Annotated in this window: 15 protein-coding genes; 9 read left to right on the top strand and 6 right to left on the bottom strand. The window is 71.6% G+C overall.

Annotated features, from left to right (window positions below; all coding sequences use genetic code 11):
• Positions 1 to 12: 12 nt before the first annotated feature.
• The 6 genes from asnB to CW362_RS05505 form a co-directional block, all read right to left on the bottom strand.
• On the bottom strand, positions 13 to 1,947 hold the full coding sequence (asnB, locus tag CW362_RS05530) for an asparagine synthase (glutamine-hydrolyzing) (RefSeq protein WP_103548206.1): 1,935 nt from the start codon (positions 1,945 to 1,947) through the stop codon (positions 13 to 15).
• A gap of 3 nt (positions 1,948 to 1,950) precedes the next feature.
• Positions 1,951 to 3,504: a Wzz/FepE/Etk N-terminal domain-containing protein gene (locus CW362_RS05525; protein WP_103548205.1), complete on the bottom strand. Its 1,554-nt coding sequence runs from the start codon at positions 3,502 to 3,504 to the stop codon at positions 1,951 to 1,953.
• Positions 3,501 to 4,868 (bottom strand): YveK family protein, encoded by a 1,368-nt coding sequence (locus tag CW362_RS05520; RefSeq protein WP_103548204.1) that lies wholly within the window; start codon positions 4,866 to 4,868, stop codon positions 3,501 to 3,503. The genes CW362_RS05525 and CW362_RS05520 overlap by 4 nt, the downstream gene beginning before the upstream one ends.
• Positions 4,858 to 6,078, bottom strand: a complete 1,221-nt coding sequence (locus CW362_RS05515; protein WP_420856860.1) for a glycosyltransferase family 4 protein — start codon at positions 6,076 to 6,078, stop codon at positions 4,858 to 4,860. Before CW362_RS05515 ends, CW362_RS05520 begins: the two co-directional genes overlap by 11 nt.
• 43 nt (positions 6,079 to 6,121) lie before the next feature.
• Positions 6,122 to 7,438: a nucleotide sugar dehydrogenase gene (locus CW362_RS05510; RefSeq protein ID WP_103548202.1), complete on the bottom strand. Its 1,317-nt coding sequence runs from the start codon at positions 7,436 to 7,438 to the stop codon at positions 6,122 to 6,124.
• A gap of 73 nt (positions 7,439 to 7,511) precedes the next feature.
• Positions 7,512 to 8,990: a sugar transferase gene (locus tag CW362_RS05505; RefSeq protein WP_103548201.1), complete on the bottom strand. Its 1,479-nt coding sequence runs from the start codon at positions 8,988 to 8,990 to the stop codon at positions 7,512 to 7,514.
• A gap of 762 nt (positions 8,991 to 9,752) precedes the next feature.
• Between CW362_RS05505 and CW362_RS05500 the strand changes: the two genes are divergently transcribed.
• The 9 genes from CW362_RS05500 to CW362_RS05460 all read left to right on the top strand — a co-directional run bounded on the left by CW362_RS05500 (position 9,753) and on the right by CW362_RS05460 (position 17,783).
• Positions 9,753 to 10,157 carry an FKBP-type peptidyl-prolyl cis-trans isomerase gene (locus CW362_RS05500; protein WP_103548200.1) on the top strand — a complete coding sequence of 135 codons (405 nt, stop codon included), beginning with the start codon at positions 9,753 to 9,755 and terminating at the stop codon, positions 10,155 to 10,157.
• A 50-nt stretch (positions 10,158 to 10,207) separates the two neighbouring features.
• Positions 10,208 to 10,894: a hypothetical protein gene (locus tag CW362_RS05495; RefSeq protein ID WP_103548237.1), complete on the top strand. Its 687-nt coding sequence runs from the start codon at positions 10,208 to 10,210 to the stop codon at positions 10,892 to 10,894.
• A 106-nt stretch (positions 10,895 to 11,000) separates the two neighbouring features.
• Positions 11,001 to 11,492, top strand: a complete 492-nt coding sequence (locus tag CW362_RS05490; RefSeq protein WP_103548199.1) for a GNAT family N-acetyltransferase — start codon at positions 11,001 to 11,003, stop codon at positions 11,490 to 11,492.
• A 516-nt stretch (positions 11,493 to 12,008) separates the two neighbouring features.
• Positions 12,009 to 12,224, top strand: coding sequence for a hypothetical protein (locus CW362_RS05485; protein WP_162683967.1), 216 nt, complete (start codon positions 12,009 to 12,011; stop codon positions 12,222 to 12,224).
• Positions 12,225 to 12,527: 303 nt separating this feature from the next.
• The gene (locus CW362_RS05480) at positions 12,528 to 14,462 is read left to right on the top strand and encodes an N-acetylmuramoyl-L-alanine amidase (RefSeq protein ID WP_420856858.1); all 1,935 of its coding nucleotides are present in this window, start codon (positions 12,528 to 12,530) and stop codon (positions 14,460 to 14,462) included.
• 200 nt (positions 14,463 to 14,662) lie between these two features.
• The gene (locus CW362_RS05475) at positions 14,663 to 15,160 is read left to right on the top strand and encodes a winged helix-turn-helix transcriptional regulator (protein WP_103548197.1); all 498 of its coding nucleotides are present in this window, start codon (positions 14,663 to 14,665) and stop codon (positions 15,158 to 15,160) included.
• A 196-nt stretch (positions 15,161 to 15,356) separates the two neighbouring features.
• Positions 15,357 to 15,881: an SRPBCC family protein gene (locus CW362_RS05470; protein ID WP_103548196.1), complete on the top strand. Its 525-nt coding sequence runs from the start codon at positions 15,357 to 15,359 to the stop codon at positions 15,879 to 15,881.
• Complete coding sequence (locus CW362_RS05465) at positions 15,881 to 16,942, top strand: LLM class flavin-dependent oxidoreductase (protein WP_103548195.1); 1,062 nt, start codon at positions 15,881 to 15,883, stop codon at positions 16,940 to 16,942. The genes CW362_RS05470 and CW362_RS05465 overlap by 1 nt, the downstream gene beginning before the upstream one ends.
• 310 nt (positions 16,943 to 17,252) lie before the next feature.
• Positions 17,253 to 17,783, top strand: a complete 531-nt coding sequence (locus CW362_RS05460) for a DUF7144 family membrane protein (protein ID WP_103548194.1) — start codon at positions 17,253 to 17,255, stop codon at positions 17,781 to 17,783.
• The last annotated feature ends 50 nt before the right edge of the window (positions 17,784 to 17,833 follow it).

Here is a 17,833-nt window from a genome sequence, read left to right as displayed (position 1 = left end):
TCTCTACTGTCTCTACGCCGTCACGGGGGAGTCCTGGCCGGCCTTGGAAGTCGCGCCGCGGTACCAGTACTCGAGGGTCAGCACGTGCCACAGATGCTTGGAGAAGTCCCGCTGCCCGGAGGCGTCCTCGGCGACCATGCGCGCCAGGGCGTCCCGGCGCAGGAGCCCGGAGCGGACCAGTTCGCCGTCGTTCACCACCTCGCGCACCAGTGGTGCCAGGTCCCGGCTCATCCAGGCCCGCAGCGGTGCGCTGAACAGGCCCTTGGGCCGGTACACGATCTCCCGCGGCAGGACCGAGGTGGCCGCCTCCTTGAGGACGGCCTTGCTCTGCCGTTTGACGATCTTGCGGTCACCGGGGACGGCGAACGCCGCCCTGACCACCTCGACGTCCACGTACGGCACCCGCACCTCGGTCGAGGCGGCCATGCTCGACCGGTCCGTGTACGTGAGGTTCAGGCCCGGCAGGAACATCCGGGCGTCGCCCAGGCACATGCGGTTGACGAAGTCGTCGAGGTCGTTGTCCTCGTAGACGTCCGCGTGCTCGGTCAGCACGTCCTCGACCGTCGGGGCCAGGTCCGGATCGATCAGGGCGAGCAGCTCGTCCTGGTCGTACATGGTGTAACTGCGCCGGAAGGCGGTCTCCTCCGGCAGGTCGGCGAAGGACAGGAACCGCTTCGCGAAGCGCACCGACCGGTAACCGCGGCGGGCCGAGGCGACCGGCAGCCGGTCCACGGCCGCGGACAGGCCGCGCCGCAGGGGCCGCGGGACGCGCTGGTAGCGCAGCGCGATCAGGTTGGCCAGGTGCTTGCGGTACCCGGCGAACAGTTCGTCGGCCCCCATGCCCGAGAGCATCACCTTGACCCCGGCCTCCCGGGCGGCCGAGCAGATCAGGAACGTGTTGATCGCGGCGGGGTCGCCGATCGGCTCGTCCAGGTGGTGCGTCATCCGCGGCAGCAGGTCGAGCACGTCCGGGGCGATCTCGATCTCGTGCAGGTCCACGCCGAACTCCGCGGCGACCTGCCGGGCGTAGCGCAGGTCGTCCGGCATCGCCTCGAACTTGGCGTCCTCGGCGCGGAACCCGATCGTGTAGGCGGAGATCCCCGGCCGGTCGCGGGCCGCCAGCGCGGTCAGATAGCTGGAGTCGAGACCGCCGGAGAGGAACGTCGCCACGGGCACGTCGGAGAGCAGGTGGCGCCGGGTCGACTCCTCCACGACGGCGGCGATGTCCGGCAGTTCGCCGCTGCGGGCCCGCTCCCGCCCCTCGGCGGCGACGTCCCTCAGGTTCCAGTACCGGCCGCGCTCCACCCGGCCGTCGGGCCGGAACCGCATCCAGCTCCCCGGCGGCAGCTTCTCCGCCTCGCGGAACGCGCACCGTGAGTCCGGCACCCAGTAGTACAGCAGCGACGCCACCAGCGCGGCGTGGTCCACCTCCAGCGTGCCGCCGGTCACCGCGGCCAGCGCCTTGAGCTCGGAGGCGAACACCAGGCCCGGGCCGCGTCGCAGCAGGAACAGCGGCTTGATGCCCAACTGGTCGCGGGCGAGCACCAGTTCACCGGTGCGCTCGTCGAAGACGCCGAACGCGAACATGCCGCGCAGCCGCGGCAGGCAGTCCGTGCCCCAGCGCCGCCAGGCCTCCAGCAGCACCTCGGTGTCGGAGGTGCCGCGGAAGCGCACCCCGGCGGCCTCCAGCTCGGCGCGCAGCTCGGGCGCGTTGTACAGCTCGCCGTTGTACGTCAGGACGAGGCCGCCCGAGACCATCGGCTGGGCGCCGGTCTCGGACAGGTCGATGATGGCCAGCCGACGGTGCCCGAGGTGCACCTCGCCGTCACCGGCGGGGTGGCTGTAGCGGCCCGCCCCGTCCGGACCGCGGTGGGCGAGGGTGTCGGTGAGCCGGTCGGCCACGGCCTTCCCGTCCGGCCACCGGTACGTGCCTGCGATGCCACACATGTACTACCGAGCCTCCTGGTCACTGTCCGGGACGCGGGCCGCCCACATCGGCAGCCGCTCCGTCCGCGGCCGGTCCTCCCCCACCGCCTGAACGGCGGGGGAGGTACCCCCACCGCCCTGCCGGGCCGGACGGTCGTTCTGGCCGCGCAGCGCGGTGAGCGGTCCGTCCCACAACGTGCCGTCGGTCCGGTCACGCGGATCGGGGTCGATCAGCACCACACCGATAACCGCGACGCGCTGGTCCGCGAGCTGCCGCGCCACGGTGTGCAGCCACGCGGCGCTGCCGTGCCCGGCGCGCACGACGAGCACGGTCCGGGTGCCCAGGTACCGGAGGTCGGTCCACGCCGTGCCGGGCGCCACCGAACCGACGCCGATCCGGCGTTCCTGGTGCGGTGCGTCCGCGGCATCGGCACCACTGACCACGGCCGGGTCTCCCGGCTTCGGGCGCCGCCTGCTGAGCTGTGGGCCGGGCAGGCCGTCGACGACGACCACCGGTCCGTCCGCCGCCAGTGCCCTGGCGAGGTCCAGGGCGATCGCGCCCGCGTTGCGGGCACAGCCCAGTTCCAGCAGCGACACCGGTTCCGCGGAGCCGCGCACGGCCCGGGCCAGGGACGTGGTGAGCCGTTCGCGTGCCGCCCGGTTCCGGCGCCGCCGCCACAGCCTGGCCTTCCGGCGGGGCAGTTCCGTGATGACCGAGGCGCCGAGGTTCGACGCGATGTCCCGGCGCAGCACGGGGCGATCCGCCACCACCGAGCCGACCGCGGCCACGGAGAGGCCGAGGACGAGGCCGAGGACCAGCCCGACCGCGCCGTTGGTGGCGGCGTTCTTCGGCAGGGAGGCCTGCATCGCGCTCGGGGTGTCCACGATCTGGGTGCCGGCGACGAGTTGGGGCGTGCCGATGCGCGCGTCCGCGGCGCGCTGGCTGAAATCGGTGATCCGCGAGGTGAGTTCGGCCCGGCGGGCGAAGAGCGACTCCAGGTCCGCCGACGCCGTCGGTCCGGTCTGCGTCGATCCGTCCCCGATCGCCTTGTTGACCTGGGCGAGTTCGCCCTGCATACGGTCACGCTGGTCGAGCAGGGCCTTCGCCTCGGCGGTCGCGGCATCCTTGATCCGCTTCACGTGGTCTGCGACGAACGCGTCGGCCAGCGCCTTGGCGCGAGCCTCCGCGTCCGCGTCGCTGTCACCCGTCACCGTGATCTGAAGCAGGTTGTTGGTCAGGCCGGCACCCGAGTACTCCTTCATGAAGTCCTCCGGTTTTTCCGAGGACTTGAGGGACTTCAGGGCCTGGCCGGCGATCCGCGTGGTCTGCAGCAGCGCGACGTCGGTGCGGATCAGTGTTCCGGGGTCGTTCGGCTGATCCTCCCGGTGCGCGACCAGCACCTTGGTCACCGCGGTCGGCGGCGCCGGCATCAGGATCGCCACCGCGGCGCCCGCCAGCAGTCCCAGCAGTCCCGTGGAGCACCAGAAACGGCGCCGTCTGCGGACCGCCACCACCAGTGCCTGCAGGTCCACCAGCGGAGTGGCGGCCGACGACTCCGGCGTCGTACTCGTCGTCACCCTGCACTTCCCTTCACGTCATGGCCCACCGCGAGCACCGGCGTGGCGGCCTCCTGGGGACGGTCGGCGGCTCGCGCCGGAACGGTCCGGGCCGTTCCGGCCAGTACGACGCCGACGACCTCGTGCCGGGCGTCCGCACACGCCTCGGCGATGCCGGCGAGTTCCCCGGCGGTCCAGTTGCCCGCGCTCAGCACGACCAGGGCCCCGGACTCGTCGCCGCGGTCGGGCACCATCGGCCGGGACACCGGGACCTCCACCAGCCGCAGCAGCGGATCGCCGCCCGCCTCGGCGACGAGTTCCACGGCGGCCCGGCGGGCGATCCCGTCGCCGTCCGGGACGACGACCAACAACCGCCGGGGGGCGGGCAGCCGGTCCCGGAGACGGGCGCACACCCGCCGGTAGTGGATCAGCCTGCCGGCCTCGTCGCCGTACACCTGCGGGGCCGGTACGTCCCAGCGGACGTCGACACCCAGCAGCCGGCGGATCCCGGCCCGCGGGCCACGCCCCTCCGGCCGGTGCGTGGGCCGGGACCCGGCCACGTCGACGGTGCCCAGCAACGTCGAACCCAGTGCCGCGGCGATCTCCGGCCGGGTGCGCAGCCGACGGCTCATCCGCGCCACGGTGAGATGGCCGATGACCCCGAGCAGCAGGAACAGCAGCGCCCCGGCGGCGATGAGCTGCGTCCGCGTCGGCGGTGCCTCTCCGGTCGGCCGGGCCGCCGGGCCCATGACGACCATGTGGGCCTTGTTGGCGGCCGGGTCGGACTGGTTCAGCTTGGTGATGGCTTCCTGCAGCGTCGTACGCAGCTTCTCCAGCTCCGTACGGGCCTGCACGCCCTCCACGGTCTTGCCCGGATCGGCCGCGTCGGCCAGCTGCGTGATGCGGCGGCTGGTCTGCGTCACCGTCTCCTGGAGCGCCTCGCGCTGCGCCGCCGCCTCGGGGTCGCTGTTGTCGTCCACGACCCGCGCGGCGAACGTGACGAACTGCTGGGCCACCGCGTCGGCGAGCTGCTGCGCGCGCTCCGGGGTCTCGGCCGTGCCCGAGATCTCGATGATGTTCCCGTCGGAGGTCTTGGCGCTCACCCGCTTGCGCAGTTCGCTCTTGGAGACCCCGGACCAGTGGAGCGTGCCGGCCGCCTGGTCGACCACGACCGAACTGGTCGCGATCTCCTCCTGGGTCAGCAGCTCGCGCTCCTCCCACGCCCCCGGCAGCAGCACCGACGCCGACGTCGTGTACTGCGCGGGGAACAGCAGGGAAGCGCCGTACCCGCCGAGCGCGCCCACCAGGGCGAGGGCGGCGAGGAGCCGCCAGCGCCGACGGATGATCCGCCCGATGGTGGCCAGGCGTATCGTGTCATCGTTCAACGGTGCGGCCTCCGCCCTGTGCACGGTCCGGGTCGCCCGCCGACGCCGGAGCGGCGTCACCGCAGGCGGCGGCGTAGGCGGCGAGCAGCGAGGCCTGCGAGTTGCGCCAGGAGAGCGGGCCGCTGATCCGCTCCTGGCCGATCTTGCCCATCAGGGCCCGCTTCTCCGGATCGTCCATGAGCCGTGCGACGAGCCGCGCGAACTCGGCCTCGTCGTTGGCGGGCGCGTAGACGGCGGCGTCACCGGCGGAGACGCGCGCCTCCCGGAGGTCGAAGGAGACGAGCGGCCGGCCCATCACCATGTACTCCAGGACCTTGTTCATGGTCGACACGTCGTTGAGCGGATTGTGCGGGTCGGGGGAGAGGCACACGTCCGCCGTGGACAGGTAGCGCACCAGGTCGGCGTCCGGGATGCGCCCGGTGAACTGCACCTGATCCGAGAGCCCGAGCTGCCGGGACAGCTCCACCATCGCGTCGAAGGTGTCACCGCCGCCCACGAACACCGCGTGCCAGTCGCTCCGCCCGACCTCGTCGCGCAGCTTCGCCAGGGCCCGCAGGGCGTAGTCGACGCCGTCCTGCGGGCCCATCACACCGAGGTAGCACAGCAGATGGGGCTTGCCGCGCTTCAGCTCCGGCTCCGGCGGCACGGGGTGGAAACGGTCGATGTCGGGCGCGCTGCGCACCACGAAGACGTCCTCGGGCCGCTTGCCGCCACGGCTCACCGCGACGTCCCGGTAGCTCTCGTTCGTGGCGATCACGACGTCCGCGGTCCGGTACGTCATCCGCTCCAGCGCGCACACGCCGCGGTAGAGCAGGTCCTTGCCGCGGCCGAACCGGGAGAGGTACAGCTCGGGCACCAGGTCGTGCTGGTCGAAGACGAACCGCGCGCCGCGCCGCTTCAGCCACCGGGCCGGCAGGAACAGCAGGTCGGGCGGGTTGCAGGCGTGGACGACGTGGACCGGGCCGACCTTCCGGGCCAGCCGGAACGTGTGCCACAGCGCCGATCCGTACTCCCGCAGGTAGCCGGCCGGTCCTCCGGTGGCCGCGCGCAACGGGTAGCGGTGGATCCGCACCCCGTCGATCACGGCCTCCGGCTCCGTGTCCCGCTTGCTGCCCTGCGGACAGATGACGTGCACCGTCCAGCCCGCGTCGCGCAGTGTCGTGCACTCCTGCCACACCCGCCGGTCGAACGGCACCGACAGGTTCTCCACCAGGATCAGCGCGCGCCGGCCCGGCCGGGCGCCCCCGGTCTTTTTACCAAGCAAGGCCCATGTATCCCGGTTCGGCCCGGCGCGCGTCGGCGTCGGGAAGGCGGACGAGGTCGACGATGACGGGGCCGTCACCATGGGGAAGCGCCGCCAGTACGGCCGGATCCTTGGTCCCGACGAGGCACACCTCGGCGTGCTCGAGCACCTCGTCGACGGAATCCGCGAGCAGCTGCGCGAGGTGCGGCAGCCGGGTCTCGATGTACTCGCGGTTCGCGCCGAGCAGCCGGGACAGGCTCACGTTGGCGTCGTGGATCCGCAGGTCGTAGCCCTTGCCGAAGAGCCGCTCCGCCAGTTCGACGAGCGGGCTCTCGCGCAGGTCGTCGGTGCCGGGCTTGAAGGACAGCCCGAACAGCCCCACCTTGCGCTTGCCGGTGCGCTCGACCAGCTCCACCGCACGCTGTAGATGGTCGGCGTTGGAGGGCAGCACATGGGACAGGATGGGCACCGACACGTCGGCCCGCTGCGCCGCGTGGACCAGGCTGCGCAGGTCCTTGGGCAGGCAGGAGCCGCCGAAGGCGAAGCCGGGCCGCAGGTAGGCGGGGCTGATGTTCAGCTTGCGGTCGGCCAGGAACACGTCGATCACCTGGTGCGAGTCCACCCCGAGCGCCTGGCACACCGCGCCCAGCTCGTTCGCGAAGCCGATCTTGAGGCCGTGGAACGCGTTGTCCGCGTACTTGATCGCCTCGGCCACCGGGACCGGTACCCGGAACACGTCGCCGGGCAGATCCTCGTACAGCTCCGCCACCACGTCGCCGCTCGCCGCGTCGAGTTCGCCGATGACGGTCTTGGGCGGGTCGAAGAAGTCCCGCACGCTGGTGCCCTCGCGCAGGAACTCCGGGTTGACCGCGACCCCGACGTCCACGCCGGCCGTGCCCCCGACGGCCTTCTCCAGGATCGGCACCAGCAGGTTCAGACAGGTGCCCGGGAGCATGGTGCTGCGGAACACGACGGTGTGCCGCCCGCCCCGCTCGGCCAGCGCGGTACCGATCTCCTCGGTGACCCGCTCCAAGTACGTGGTGCACAGACTGCCGTTGGGCTCCGACGGCGTGCCCACGCAGATCAGCGACACCTCGCTGTTCGCGATCGCCTCACGGACGTCGGTGGTGGCGCGTAAGGCGCCGCTCCCCACGACGTCGGCGACGAGTTCGCCGATCCCCTCCTCGACCACCGGGGCCTTGCCGTCGTTGACCAGGTCGACCTTCACCTGGTTCACGTCGACACCGATGACCTCGTGCCCCCGGCCGGCCAGGCACGCGGCCGACACACAGCCCACGTAGCCGAGCCCGAAAACGCTGACCTTCATGACCCGTTCCTCCCCCCGGTCAGGCCCCTGCGGCCTGCCGTCCGCACCCCTGCCCGACGACGCTCCGCGCGCATCAGTAGGCCCCCTGCCCGTACAGCACCGCACGCAGCGTCTTCCACAGGATCACCGTGTCCAGGGCGAGCGACCAGTCCTCCACGTACCGCAGGTCCAGCCGCACCGCCTCCTCCCACGACAGGTCGCTGCGTCCGCTGATCTGCCACAGGCCGGTGAGTCCGGGCTTGACCAGCAACCGCCGCCGGATGTCCGGTCCGTACGCGGCGGACTCCTCCGGTAACGGGGGCCGCGGACCGACGAGCGACATGGACCCGGCCAACACGTTGAAGAGCTGCGGGAGTTCGTCGAGCGAGTACCGGCGCAGCACCGCTCCCACCCGGGTCACCCGCGGATCTCGGCGGACCTTGAACAACAGCCCGGCGCCCTCGTCGAGGCCGGCCAGCTCGGCACGTGCCTTGTGGGCCCCGACGACCATGGTGCGGAACTTGAGGATCGTGAACTCGCGGCCGTTCTTGCCGACCCTGCGCTGGCGGTAGAACGCCCCGCCCCGGCTGTCCAGCAGCACGAGCAGCCCGACGACCAGCATCAGCGGCGCGAACAGCAGGATCAGGACCGCCGCGCCCAGCCGGTCGACCACCACCTTGACCGCCCGGCGGCCCCCGGTGAAGGTCGGCATGCTGACCCGCAGCAGCGGGATCCCGAGCACCGCGTCCACGTGCAGCCGCGGGCCGGCCACCTCCATCAGCACGGGCGCCACGACCATCTCGGCGTCGCTGCCCTCGAGGTTCCAGGCCAGCCGCTGCAGCTTGTCCGGTGACCAGTGCGGGTCCGGTGTGACGGCGACGACACGGTAGCCGTCGCGGTGGACGTGGTTCGCGACGTCCGCCAGCCTGCCGACGACCGGAACCCCGTCCAGCTGGTCACCCTCGAGCCCGTGACCGTCCGTCGTGCACACCGCCTCCACCCGCCAGCCCAGGTGCGGGAACTTGCGGGTCCGGGAGACCAGGTCGCGCACGGTGGCCGGGCTCCCGGCGGCGAGCACCGGCCGCAGGCAGCGCCCTTCCTTCCGCTGTTTGTGCAGCCACAGGCGCAGCAGATACCGCTCCGTCATGGCGACCAGCGCGATCGCGGGGATCGCGACGAAGATCCAGAGTTTGATGTTGCGCGAGGTGAGGGCGATCCCGCCGAGCGCGAGCACGACGGTCGCCGTGAACAGAGAGCGGCCGAGCCGGCGGAATTCCTCGGCGCCCTGGCCCAATACGGCCGGTGCCCACGCCCGGCTCACCCAGAGCGACCCCAGCACCAGCAGTTCGGTGCCGAAGGCGAGGATCCCCCACTTCTCATGCCAGTTGGCCGCGTCCCGGGCCCCGAAGAAGTTGCCGATCGCGGCCACCACGCAGGCGGTGACCACCGTGTCGCTGGTGATGACGGTACGGCGGTACCGCTGCTCCCAGTCGGTCGCAGGCTGGTTCATCGCCTCGTCCGTCAGACGCCCGCGCGCAGACGGAAACGGGCGTACTAGTCCCCCTTGCCGCACAGAACCCCCCAGGTTCCAGTGATTCGACGTGTTCGTCCAACACTGTTCCTCGCTCCGGGAGGCACCCCCGCCCCCCGCACCGCGCCGCGCCGTTCCTCCCCCCGGGAGGCCCCCGCCTCCCGCGCCGCGCTCTTCCTCCCCCCGGGAGGCGCGCCTCCCGTGCATGACAGTCCGACCGTTCCAGGGCTGTATGAACAATTCGCCCTGACGGCGGCGGACTTGCTCGTCCTGCCGGACGCCCGAGGTGTCCGGGAGCCGTCGAGGTCCCGGGTGCTCCCCGCACCCAAGCCCTCTGGAGCCCCGAGAACCGACCACCCCCAAGTCTGGTGCCGAGGACGCCCATACTGGCATTCCGTGGCACCGGACCTATAGATCCTTATTGGTCGCCTCGTGTCCGAACAGGTGAAGCACGGTCAATCTAGACCATCGAGGCCGGTATGAAGAGGGGGATGTGTGGAATTTGTGCCCAAGATTTGGTGTCGGGCCCATTGATCGACGACTACCCACGGGTGCTTCGGTGTAACCGAGCGTTCCGGCGGCCCGCCCGGCGCCGGGGCGCGGCTCGCACGGGGTGGTGATCGGTGAGCGTCCCGTGTCGTCTCTCCTGTGTCGTCCCTCCGGTGGGGGACGGCTCCGGCGATGACGGTCGTGCGGGCGGGCCCGACAGGGGCATTGCCGGTAGCGTGATCGACTGCCGCATGGAAGGTCCATGTGTCCGGCCGGCCCGTACGAGGGATTCCGGTGGCGAGCGATGGGACCGTGATGAGCGAACTGACGAAGCCCGGAATCGAGGTGCCGGAGGGTGACGCGCCCACCGAGCTGACGATCCGGGACCTCGTGGTCGGAGACGGACCCGAGGCGCAGCCGGGCAGGGTCGTCCAGGTTCACTATGTAGGGGTCACGTTCGCGTCCGGAAGGGAGTTCGACTCCTCCTGGGAGCGGGACCGGCCGTTCAAGTTCGCCGTGGGCGGTGGCAAGGTCATCAAGGGCTGGGACCGGGGGGTGAGGGGAATGAAGGTCGGCGGCCGGCGCGAGATCATCGTTCCCCCGCGGCTCGGTTACGGCAGGCAGTCACCCTCTCCGTTGATCCCGGCGGGCTCGACGCTGATCTTCGTCGTGGACCTGCTCACGGTCGTGAGCGGGCCCGCCGGAGCGAGGCACGCTTGACCGCCTCGGTCACGGGTGTCCCGCCGTTCAAGTCTCCTCTCGTCAAAGCGGTGTTCAGGGACGTGACCTCGATGCACGTCTCCCGGCCGGCCGCGTGGGCCGCCGCGTCGGTGACGCGGACAGTGCTGACGGAGATCATCGACGGCGCGAGGAGCGCGGCGGCGGAGGAGGCCCGGAAGAAGCTGATTCCCCGGGACCTCGTCTCGGCGATCGGCCGGAACGTCGAGATCGAGGTGGGGTGCCAGTGGTACCTCCACAGCCCGACGTTCCATGGCCTGACCGGTGTCCTGTACGACGCCGAGGGAGTCATCGTGTCTGTCCGTGAGCGCAGAGGGGCGCGCAGACCGAGTGCTGTGGCCGGCGCCCACAGGTTCGAGGCCGGGGTCAGGAAGCTGCTGCGGAGCCAGGGGGTGACGGCCGTTCCGGCGATGGTCCGCGACCTGGACGGAATCGCGAGCGTGTTCCTGACGGACCTCGCCCGGGACGCGGCCGTGGTCGTCCGCGAGGACGGGGCCAGGCGTTTCGGTACGGTCACCCCGGTGACGTCGGGCGAACCGGCCGCGCCCCCGTTGCCCGGGGAATCCCTCCGGACCCCGTCCGCCCGCAGGGCGGCCGGGCGGACCATCGGCAGGGACGACGTCCTGGCCGCCACCAGGATCCAGTTGTTCGGCGGCGACCTCAGGCGGCGAGCCCTCACCGAAGCACGCGAGGCGACACGGAACACTTCGGCCGGCTGAGCGGGTGCGATTCGCCCGGCCCGGGTGCGCCGTGACGGAGGCCGGCGCGTCGGTACGGAGAAAACCCGGGAGAGCGGACACCCGTGCGGTGCTACGGTCGGGCGCCATGAGCTGGCTTCCCGACGACTTCGTCCACCCCGTCCTGGTGCCGCTGTCGGACGGCCATCACCTGCGGCCCATCCGGGAGGCGGACACCCCGCTCGACTATCCGGCCGTGATGGGCTCGCGCGAGCGGCTGTGGACCGTCTTCGGCCCGGCCTGGGGCTGGCCCGCGGCCACCATGACCTACGAGGCCGACCTGTTGCGGCACGAGAAGGAGATCGCCGCACACCAGTCCTTCAACTACGCGCTGTTCGACGCGGCGGAGACCGCGCTGCTCGGCTGCGTCTACATCGACCCGCCGGAGAAGGCCGGCGCGGACGGTGAGATCTCCTGGTGGGTGGTGGACGAACTGGTGGGCAGCGAGGCCGAGCAGGCGCTGGACGCGCTGGTGCCGCGGTGGATCGCCGAGGACTGGCCGTTCGAGCGACCGCGCTTCATCGGCCGCGAGATCTCCTGGCAGGCCTGGCTCGCCCTGCCACCGCACCCCGATGCCTGAGAAGCCGTATTTCCACCGGTCATGAGGACGGGTGTGATCGAACAAGGTCCCTGGACGAGTGATCTCGGCCGGGTGGACGCATGAGAGCAGAGCCCCTCGACGGCTCGAGACTGCGACACCGGTCGAGCACCAGGAGGCACGGCTCGACCGACTGGCCGGCGAAGCCGGGTCCGAGGGCGCGCGAGGGCCGGTCCCGATCGAGGAGGCGGCCGCCACGCTCCGCGCCGGTCCCGCCGACTGCCACGGCATCGATGGGCAACGGCCGCATCGGCGCCGTTCCCGGCATCGTGCACGCCACCGGTCCGTCCACTGCGTGAGGCACCATCGCATTTTCCACCTCCATCATGTGGCTGCGTCTCGCATCTATCGCATTCACTACGTCAGGGCCTGCGCGGTATGGGGCACCAGCGCGGCCGGTCCGGTCTTCACGTACGGCACGTGGACCGGGGAATCCGGCTGGGGCACGGCCGGAGTGACGTTCGCCTTCGGGTGCGGAGGCGGAATGTGGGGCACCGCATGGAACTGAAATCAGAGGTGGCAGAAATGCGCTCGCCGGATCACAAGACCGACCGTATCGGACCCGTCATCGCTTCCGTCGTGAGCGTGGGCAGTCTGTATGCGGCTCACCTCGTGGCGCCCGAGCTGTCGCTCGGTCTGCTGCTCGTGCCTGGGATTCTCCTGGGTACGGCTGTCGCGATGGTGCTGCGCAAGCCGAAGGGGAGAGGGCGGTAGATCGAGCTGGGCAAGCCTTGTGCCGCCGACGGCAACGGTACGGCGGCGCGCCGCACGGGGCGACGGGCGGCATCCGGTGGATTCCTCATCCGCCGGAGGCCGTCCACCGTCTTCGGGGCCGTGGCCGTTCGCTATTCTCTGGTCTCCAGCGACCGTGTCGTCACTCGTCCGCGGTGGTGAATTCCTTTCGCGGTCGCAGCATGCCCCGAATTTTCCCCATTTTCTCCTCGAAGAGACACCGGATCCGCCCTGCGGCAGTGGTGTGAGCCGGTCATTTTTCATTTCCCCTGGAGTACGGAACACGTGAAGACGAAGACAACGGCGGACAGCGCTGCCCGAAAGCGCCTGTCACGCCATCGGCTGGCCGGATTAGCGGCAGCGGGCGCGCTGACCGCGGGAACCCTGACCGCCCTGGTGCCGACGGCCGCGCAGGCCGGAACCACCGCACCGGCCGGATCGAGCGCACGACAGCGGGACTTCACGGCCGCCGCCGCCAAGTACCACGTCCCCGTAGGGGTGTTGCTGGCCGTGGCGTACCAGGAGTCGGCGTGGGACGCCCACGCGGGCCGGATGAGCACCAGTGGCGGCTACGGTCCGATGCACCTCACCGACGTCACCCCCGCGATGCTGGCCGCCGGTCCGGCCGGAGCGGTGGGGCGGGCGGACCTCGCGGCCAGGGCGAAGGACCCCGCCCTGCACACGCTGCGGGCCGCGGCGAAGCTCACCGGTCTGACCCCCGCCGAACTGCGCGACGACCCCGCCGCCAACATCGCGGGCGGTGCCGCGCTCCTGGCCTCCTACCAGCAGGCCGTGTCCGGCGGCCGGCCCTCGGACGCGGGCCGGTGGTACGGGGCGGTGGCCCGTTACAGCGGCTCGTCGCAGAAGCGCAGCGCCACCGCGTTCGCCGACCGCGTCTTCGCCACCGTCAGGAACGGGGCCACGCGCGTCACCCAGGACGGCCAGCGGGTGACCCTGGGCGCCGACAGCGGAGTCCGTGCCGACAAGGGGCAGTTGGGCAAGCTCTCCCTGGCCGGCGTCGCGACGGTGGCGGCGACCGAGTGTCCGGCGGAGGTCTCGTGCACCTTCGTGCCGGCGGCTTCGTCCAACGGCCAGGTCTCCAACCGTCCGGCCAACGGCATCAGGATCGACACGATCGTCATCCACGACACCGAGTCGTCGTACGAGTCGGCCATCGCGACGTTCCAGAAAGCGGGCGGCGCTTCCGCGCACTACGTGATGCGGGCCTCGGACGGCGCGGTGACGCAGATGGTGCCGACCAAGGACGTCGCCTACCACGCCGGAAACTACTCGACGAACCTGCACTCCATCGGCATCGAGCACGAGGGCTACGCCGCGCACGGGGGCACCTGGTACACCGAGGCGCAGTACGAGGCCACGGCATCCCTGGTGCGCTACCTCGCGGACCGCTACGGCATTCCGCTGGACCGTGAGCACATCATCGGCCACGACAACGTCGCCGGTCCGAACTCCAGTCTCGTCGCGGGCATGCACTGGGACCCGGGCGCGTCCTGGGACTGGGAGCACCTGATGAGCCTGGTCGGCGCTCCGGTGACGGGCGAGCACGGGGTCGGCCCGGTCGGCTCGGCGGTGACGATCACTCCCGGCTTCACCGAGAACCAGCAGACCGTGCAGGTCTGTCCCATCGACGATCCCACCGGTGCCACTTCTTCGTGCACCGAGCGGCAGCAGTCCTCCAACTTCGTCTTCCTGCGCACCGCTCCCAGTGACACCGCTCCGCTCTTCGGCGATCAGGCCATCCACAAGGGCGCGGCGGGCACCGACCAGATCAGCGACTGGGGGTCCACCGCCCAGGCGGGGCAGCAGTTCGTCGTGGCAGGTGTCGAAGGTGACTGGACCGCCGTCTGGTACAGCGGCTCCATGGTCTGGTTCCACAACCCGGGCGGCGCCAACACCACTCCCGCGCACGACGTGACGCTGGTCTCCGCCGCGGGCACCACGCCGGTGGCGGTCTACGGCTCCAGCTACCCCGACCGGGCGGAGTACCCCGCGGGGCTGTCTCCCTCGACACAGGCGCCGATCAGCTACTACACCGTTCCCGTGGGCCAGGCGTACGTCGCCACCCGGCCGCCGGCCAACACCGACGACTACTTCACGTCCGGGACGGTCGTCACCGGCGCCAAGCAGATGTACACCATCCAGTACAACCACCGTGTCGCGCTGGTCTACTCGTCGGACGTGACGGCGACCGGCGTCTGACCCCCGGCTCCGGCCCGTCACGCCGACCCGCCGGACGGGCGGCGCGCGTGGCCGGGCCGCCCGGGGCGCGAGCGGGTGCCCGGCACGTTCCGACGTGCCGGGCACAGCGGCCGTCCGGCCGGGACCCTCGGGGGCGTGTGCCGCGGCCACTCCGCCCCGACCTGCCGGGTTCGTTTCCGAGACCTTCGTATGCTGGGTGCGTGAGGCGGACTTCTTTTGCGAACTGGCCCTGTTCCATCGCGCGCACGATGGACCTGCTCGGCGACTGGTGGACACCGCTGGTGCTGCGCGAGGCGTTCTACGGGATCAAGCGCTTCGACGCGTTCCAGCAGGAGCTCGGCATCGCGCGCAACACCCTGACCGACCGGCTCCGCCGGCTGGTCGACGAGGGGCTCATGGAGAAGCGGGCCTACCAGACGGACCCGGTGCGGTACGACTACGTGCTCACCGAGATGGGCCGGGACTTCTTCGGGGTGCTGGCCGCCATGAACAGCTGGGGCAACCGCTGGCTCAGCGGTGAGCAGGGGGCGCCGGTCGTCTTCCACCACGACCGCTGCGGGCACGAGGCCGAGGCCGCGGTCGTGTGCGCCGACTGCGGCGAACCGATGACGGCCGAGGACACCCGTCCGCGGCTCGGCCCCGGCTATCCGCCCCACCTCGCCGAACGGCCGGACGTCCAGAGGCGTTTCACCGCCTGAACGCGATCCGCTCTCCCGGCCCGCCCTCGTTCCGGTTTCTCCCGCCGCTCTCCCCTTCCGTTCTCGCGACCGCTCCCGCTTCCGGCCCCGCGCCGGGAGCGGTTTTCCTTGACACGACAGTCTATCTACGCAACTCTCAAGGTCAGAGGCCTGGGGCGGGTGGGATCCCGGGGGACGAGAGGAAGGCCGGAAACACATGGAGTGGACGGGCGCGCGCTACGCGGACCAGCCGACCGTCGACGTGCGGACACGGATCGACGCCCCGCCGCGACGGGTGTGGGACCTCGTCTCCGACATCCGGCTGATGCCGGACCTGAGCGCTGAGCTCCAGTCGGTCGAGTGGCTCGACGGCGTGACGGCGCCGCGCGTCGGCGCCCGTTTCGTGGGGCGCAGCAGGCACGAGTCGCTGGGGGAGTGGGAGACCACCTCGTACGTCGTGGAGTGCGAGCCGTGCCGGACGTTCGCCTGGGCCGTCGGGGACCCCGAACACCCCAGCGCCCTCTGGAGGTTCGTCCTGGAGGAGGCGGACGGCGGCACGGAACTGACCCAGTGGATGCGGATGGGGCCGGGCCGCTCCGGGCTCTCCTTCGCGATCGACCGGATGCCGGAGAAGGAGCAGAAGATCGTGTTCGTGCGGCTGCGGGAGTTCGAGCGGAGCATGAGGGACACCGTCGCGGCGATCGGGAAGCTGGCCGAGAGCGCGGAAGGGGCGGACGCCTGATGCGTACCTCCACGACGATCGAGGCGTCGGCGGGCGACTGGCGGGAGACCGTCGACTTCGTGGTCGAGGCCGAGAAGCTCGGGATGGACATCTGCTGGGTCGCGGAGGCCTGGGGCTCCGAAGCCCCTTCCCCGCTGGGCTACTTGGCGGCACGGACCGACCGGCTGCTGCTCGGCTCCGGGATCATCCAGCTCGGGACCCGCACCCCGGCGGCCATCGCCCGTGCCGCGATCACGCTCTCCAACATCTCCGACGGGCGCTTCCTCCTCGGCCTCGGCCCCTCCGGCCCGCAGGTGATCGAGGGGCTGCACGGCGTGCCGTTCGCGCGCCCGCTGTCCCGGATGCGGGAAACCGTGGAGATCGTCCGACAGGCGGTCGCCGGGGAGAAACTCTCGTACGAGGGAAGGGAGTTCACGATCCCGCTGCCGGGTGGCGAGGCACGGCCCATGCGGATGTCCATGCGCGCCGAGCACGAGCTGCCCGTCTATCTCGCCACCCTCTCGCCGAGGATGCTGCACCTGACGGGCGAGGTCGCCGACGGCTGGCTGGGCACCAGCTTCGTGCCCGAGGGTGCCAAGGAGGCGTACTTCGACCACCTGGACGCGGGCCTCGCGGCGGCGGGCCGCAGCCGTGCCGACCTCGACATCTGCCAGGGCGCCGAAGTGGCCTTCGCGGAGGACGAGGACGCCCTGCGCGCCATGGTCGCGGGCCGGAAGAAGGAACTCGCCTTCAGCCTGGGCGGAATGGGCTCCGCCACCACCAACTTCTACAACGCCGCCTACAGCAGGCAGGGCTGGGCGGACGTCGCCGCCGAGATCCGTGAGCGCTGGCAGGCCGGGGACCGGGACGGCGCCGCCGGGCTCGTGAGCGACGAGATGGTCCTCGGCACCACCCTGATCGGCACCGAGGGCATGGTCCGTGAACGGCTGCGCGTCTGGCGCGCCGCGGGCGTCGACACCGTCCGCCTCTACCCCGCCGGCGAAACCCTGGACGAGCGGCTCACGACGCTGGGGCGCGCGCTGGACCTCGTGTCCGAGGAGGAGCCGACGACCGCCGGGTGACCCGTGACCGCCCCGAAACCGGTGACCGTCGCGTGACGTGACCGCCCGGAAGCCGGTGGCCGCCGGGTGGCCCGTGACCGTCCGAAGCCGCCGGCCGCCGGTGCCGGGAAGCGGGCGGTGTCCGCCGACCGTGCCGCGGTGTCCCGGCGCCCGGTCGGCGGGCACCGCGCGGTCGGCCGGACGCCGCCCGGCCGTCACCCGGCCGGCGGCACTCCCGTGGCGGGGCGGGCGCGGCGGGCGGACGCTCGAACTCCCCGGTGCTTCCGGCGCGGGGACGGCCGCGGCCGACAGCGCAGCGAGGTGGTCGAACATGAGCCAGGATTCTTCGAGGCCGCCGGGCCCCCCGCCCGGCGGCGGCACGGGATCCCAGCCCAGTGGCGCAGACATGCCGCTGTGGGGAGACCAGTGGTCCGGGGCCGGCCCCGCCGCGGGAGGCATGGGGCCGCCGCCCTCGGGCAGCAGCGGCTGGGCGGCGGGCGGAGTGACCTTCGCGGGCGTCCTCCTGCTGGTGAACGGCGGTCTCAACATCCTCCAGGGCATCTCCGCGATAGCCAAGGACGACGTCTACGCGCGCGTGAACGACTACGTCTACCGCATCAACCTCACCGGCTGGGGCTGGATCCTGCTGATCCTCGGCGCGGTCGCCGTCGTCACCGGCTGGGGGATCCTCAAGGACGCCGGATGGGCCCGGATCACCGGCATCGTGCTGGCCTCGCTGAGCATGCTCTTCCAGTTCATGTTCCTGCCGTACGCGCCGATCTGGGCGGTCATCCTGCTGGCCATCGACGTCTTCGTCATCTGGGCCCTGGCCACGTACCGGCCCGCCGCCCCACCACGCTGACGCCCCCTTCCCGGCCCGCCGACGGCAAGTGCCGGGAAGGGGGCCGCCGC

It is taken from the genome of Streptomyces populi (assembly GCF_002911015.1).
In the GTDB taxonomy this organism is placed as follows: domain Bacteria; phylum Actinomycetota; class Actinomycetes; order Streptomycetales; family Streptomycetaceae; genus Streptomyces; species Streptomyces populi.
This window is presented reverse-complemented; position numbering and strand designations above follow the sequence as displayed.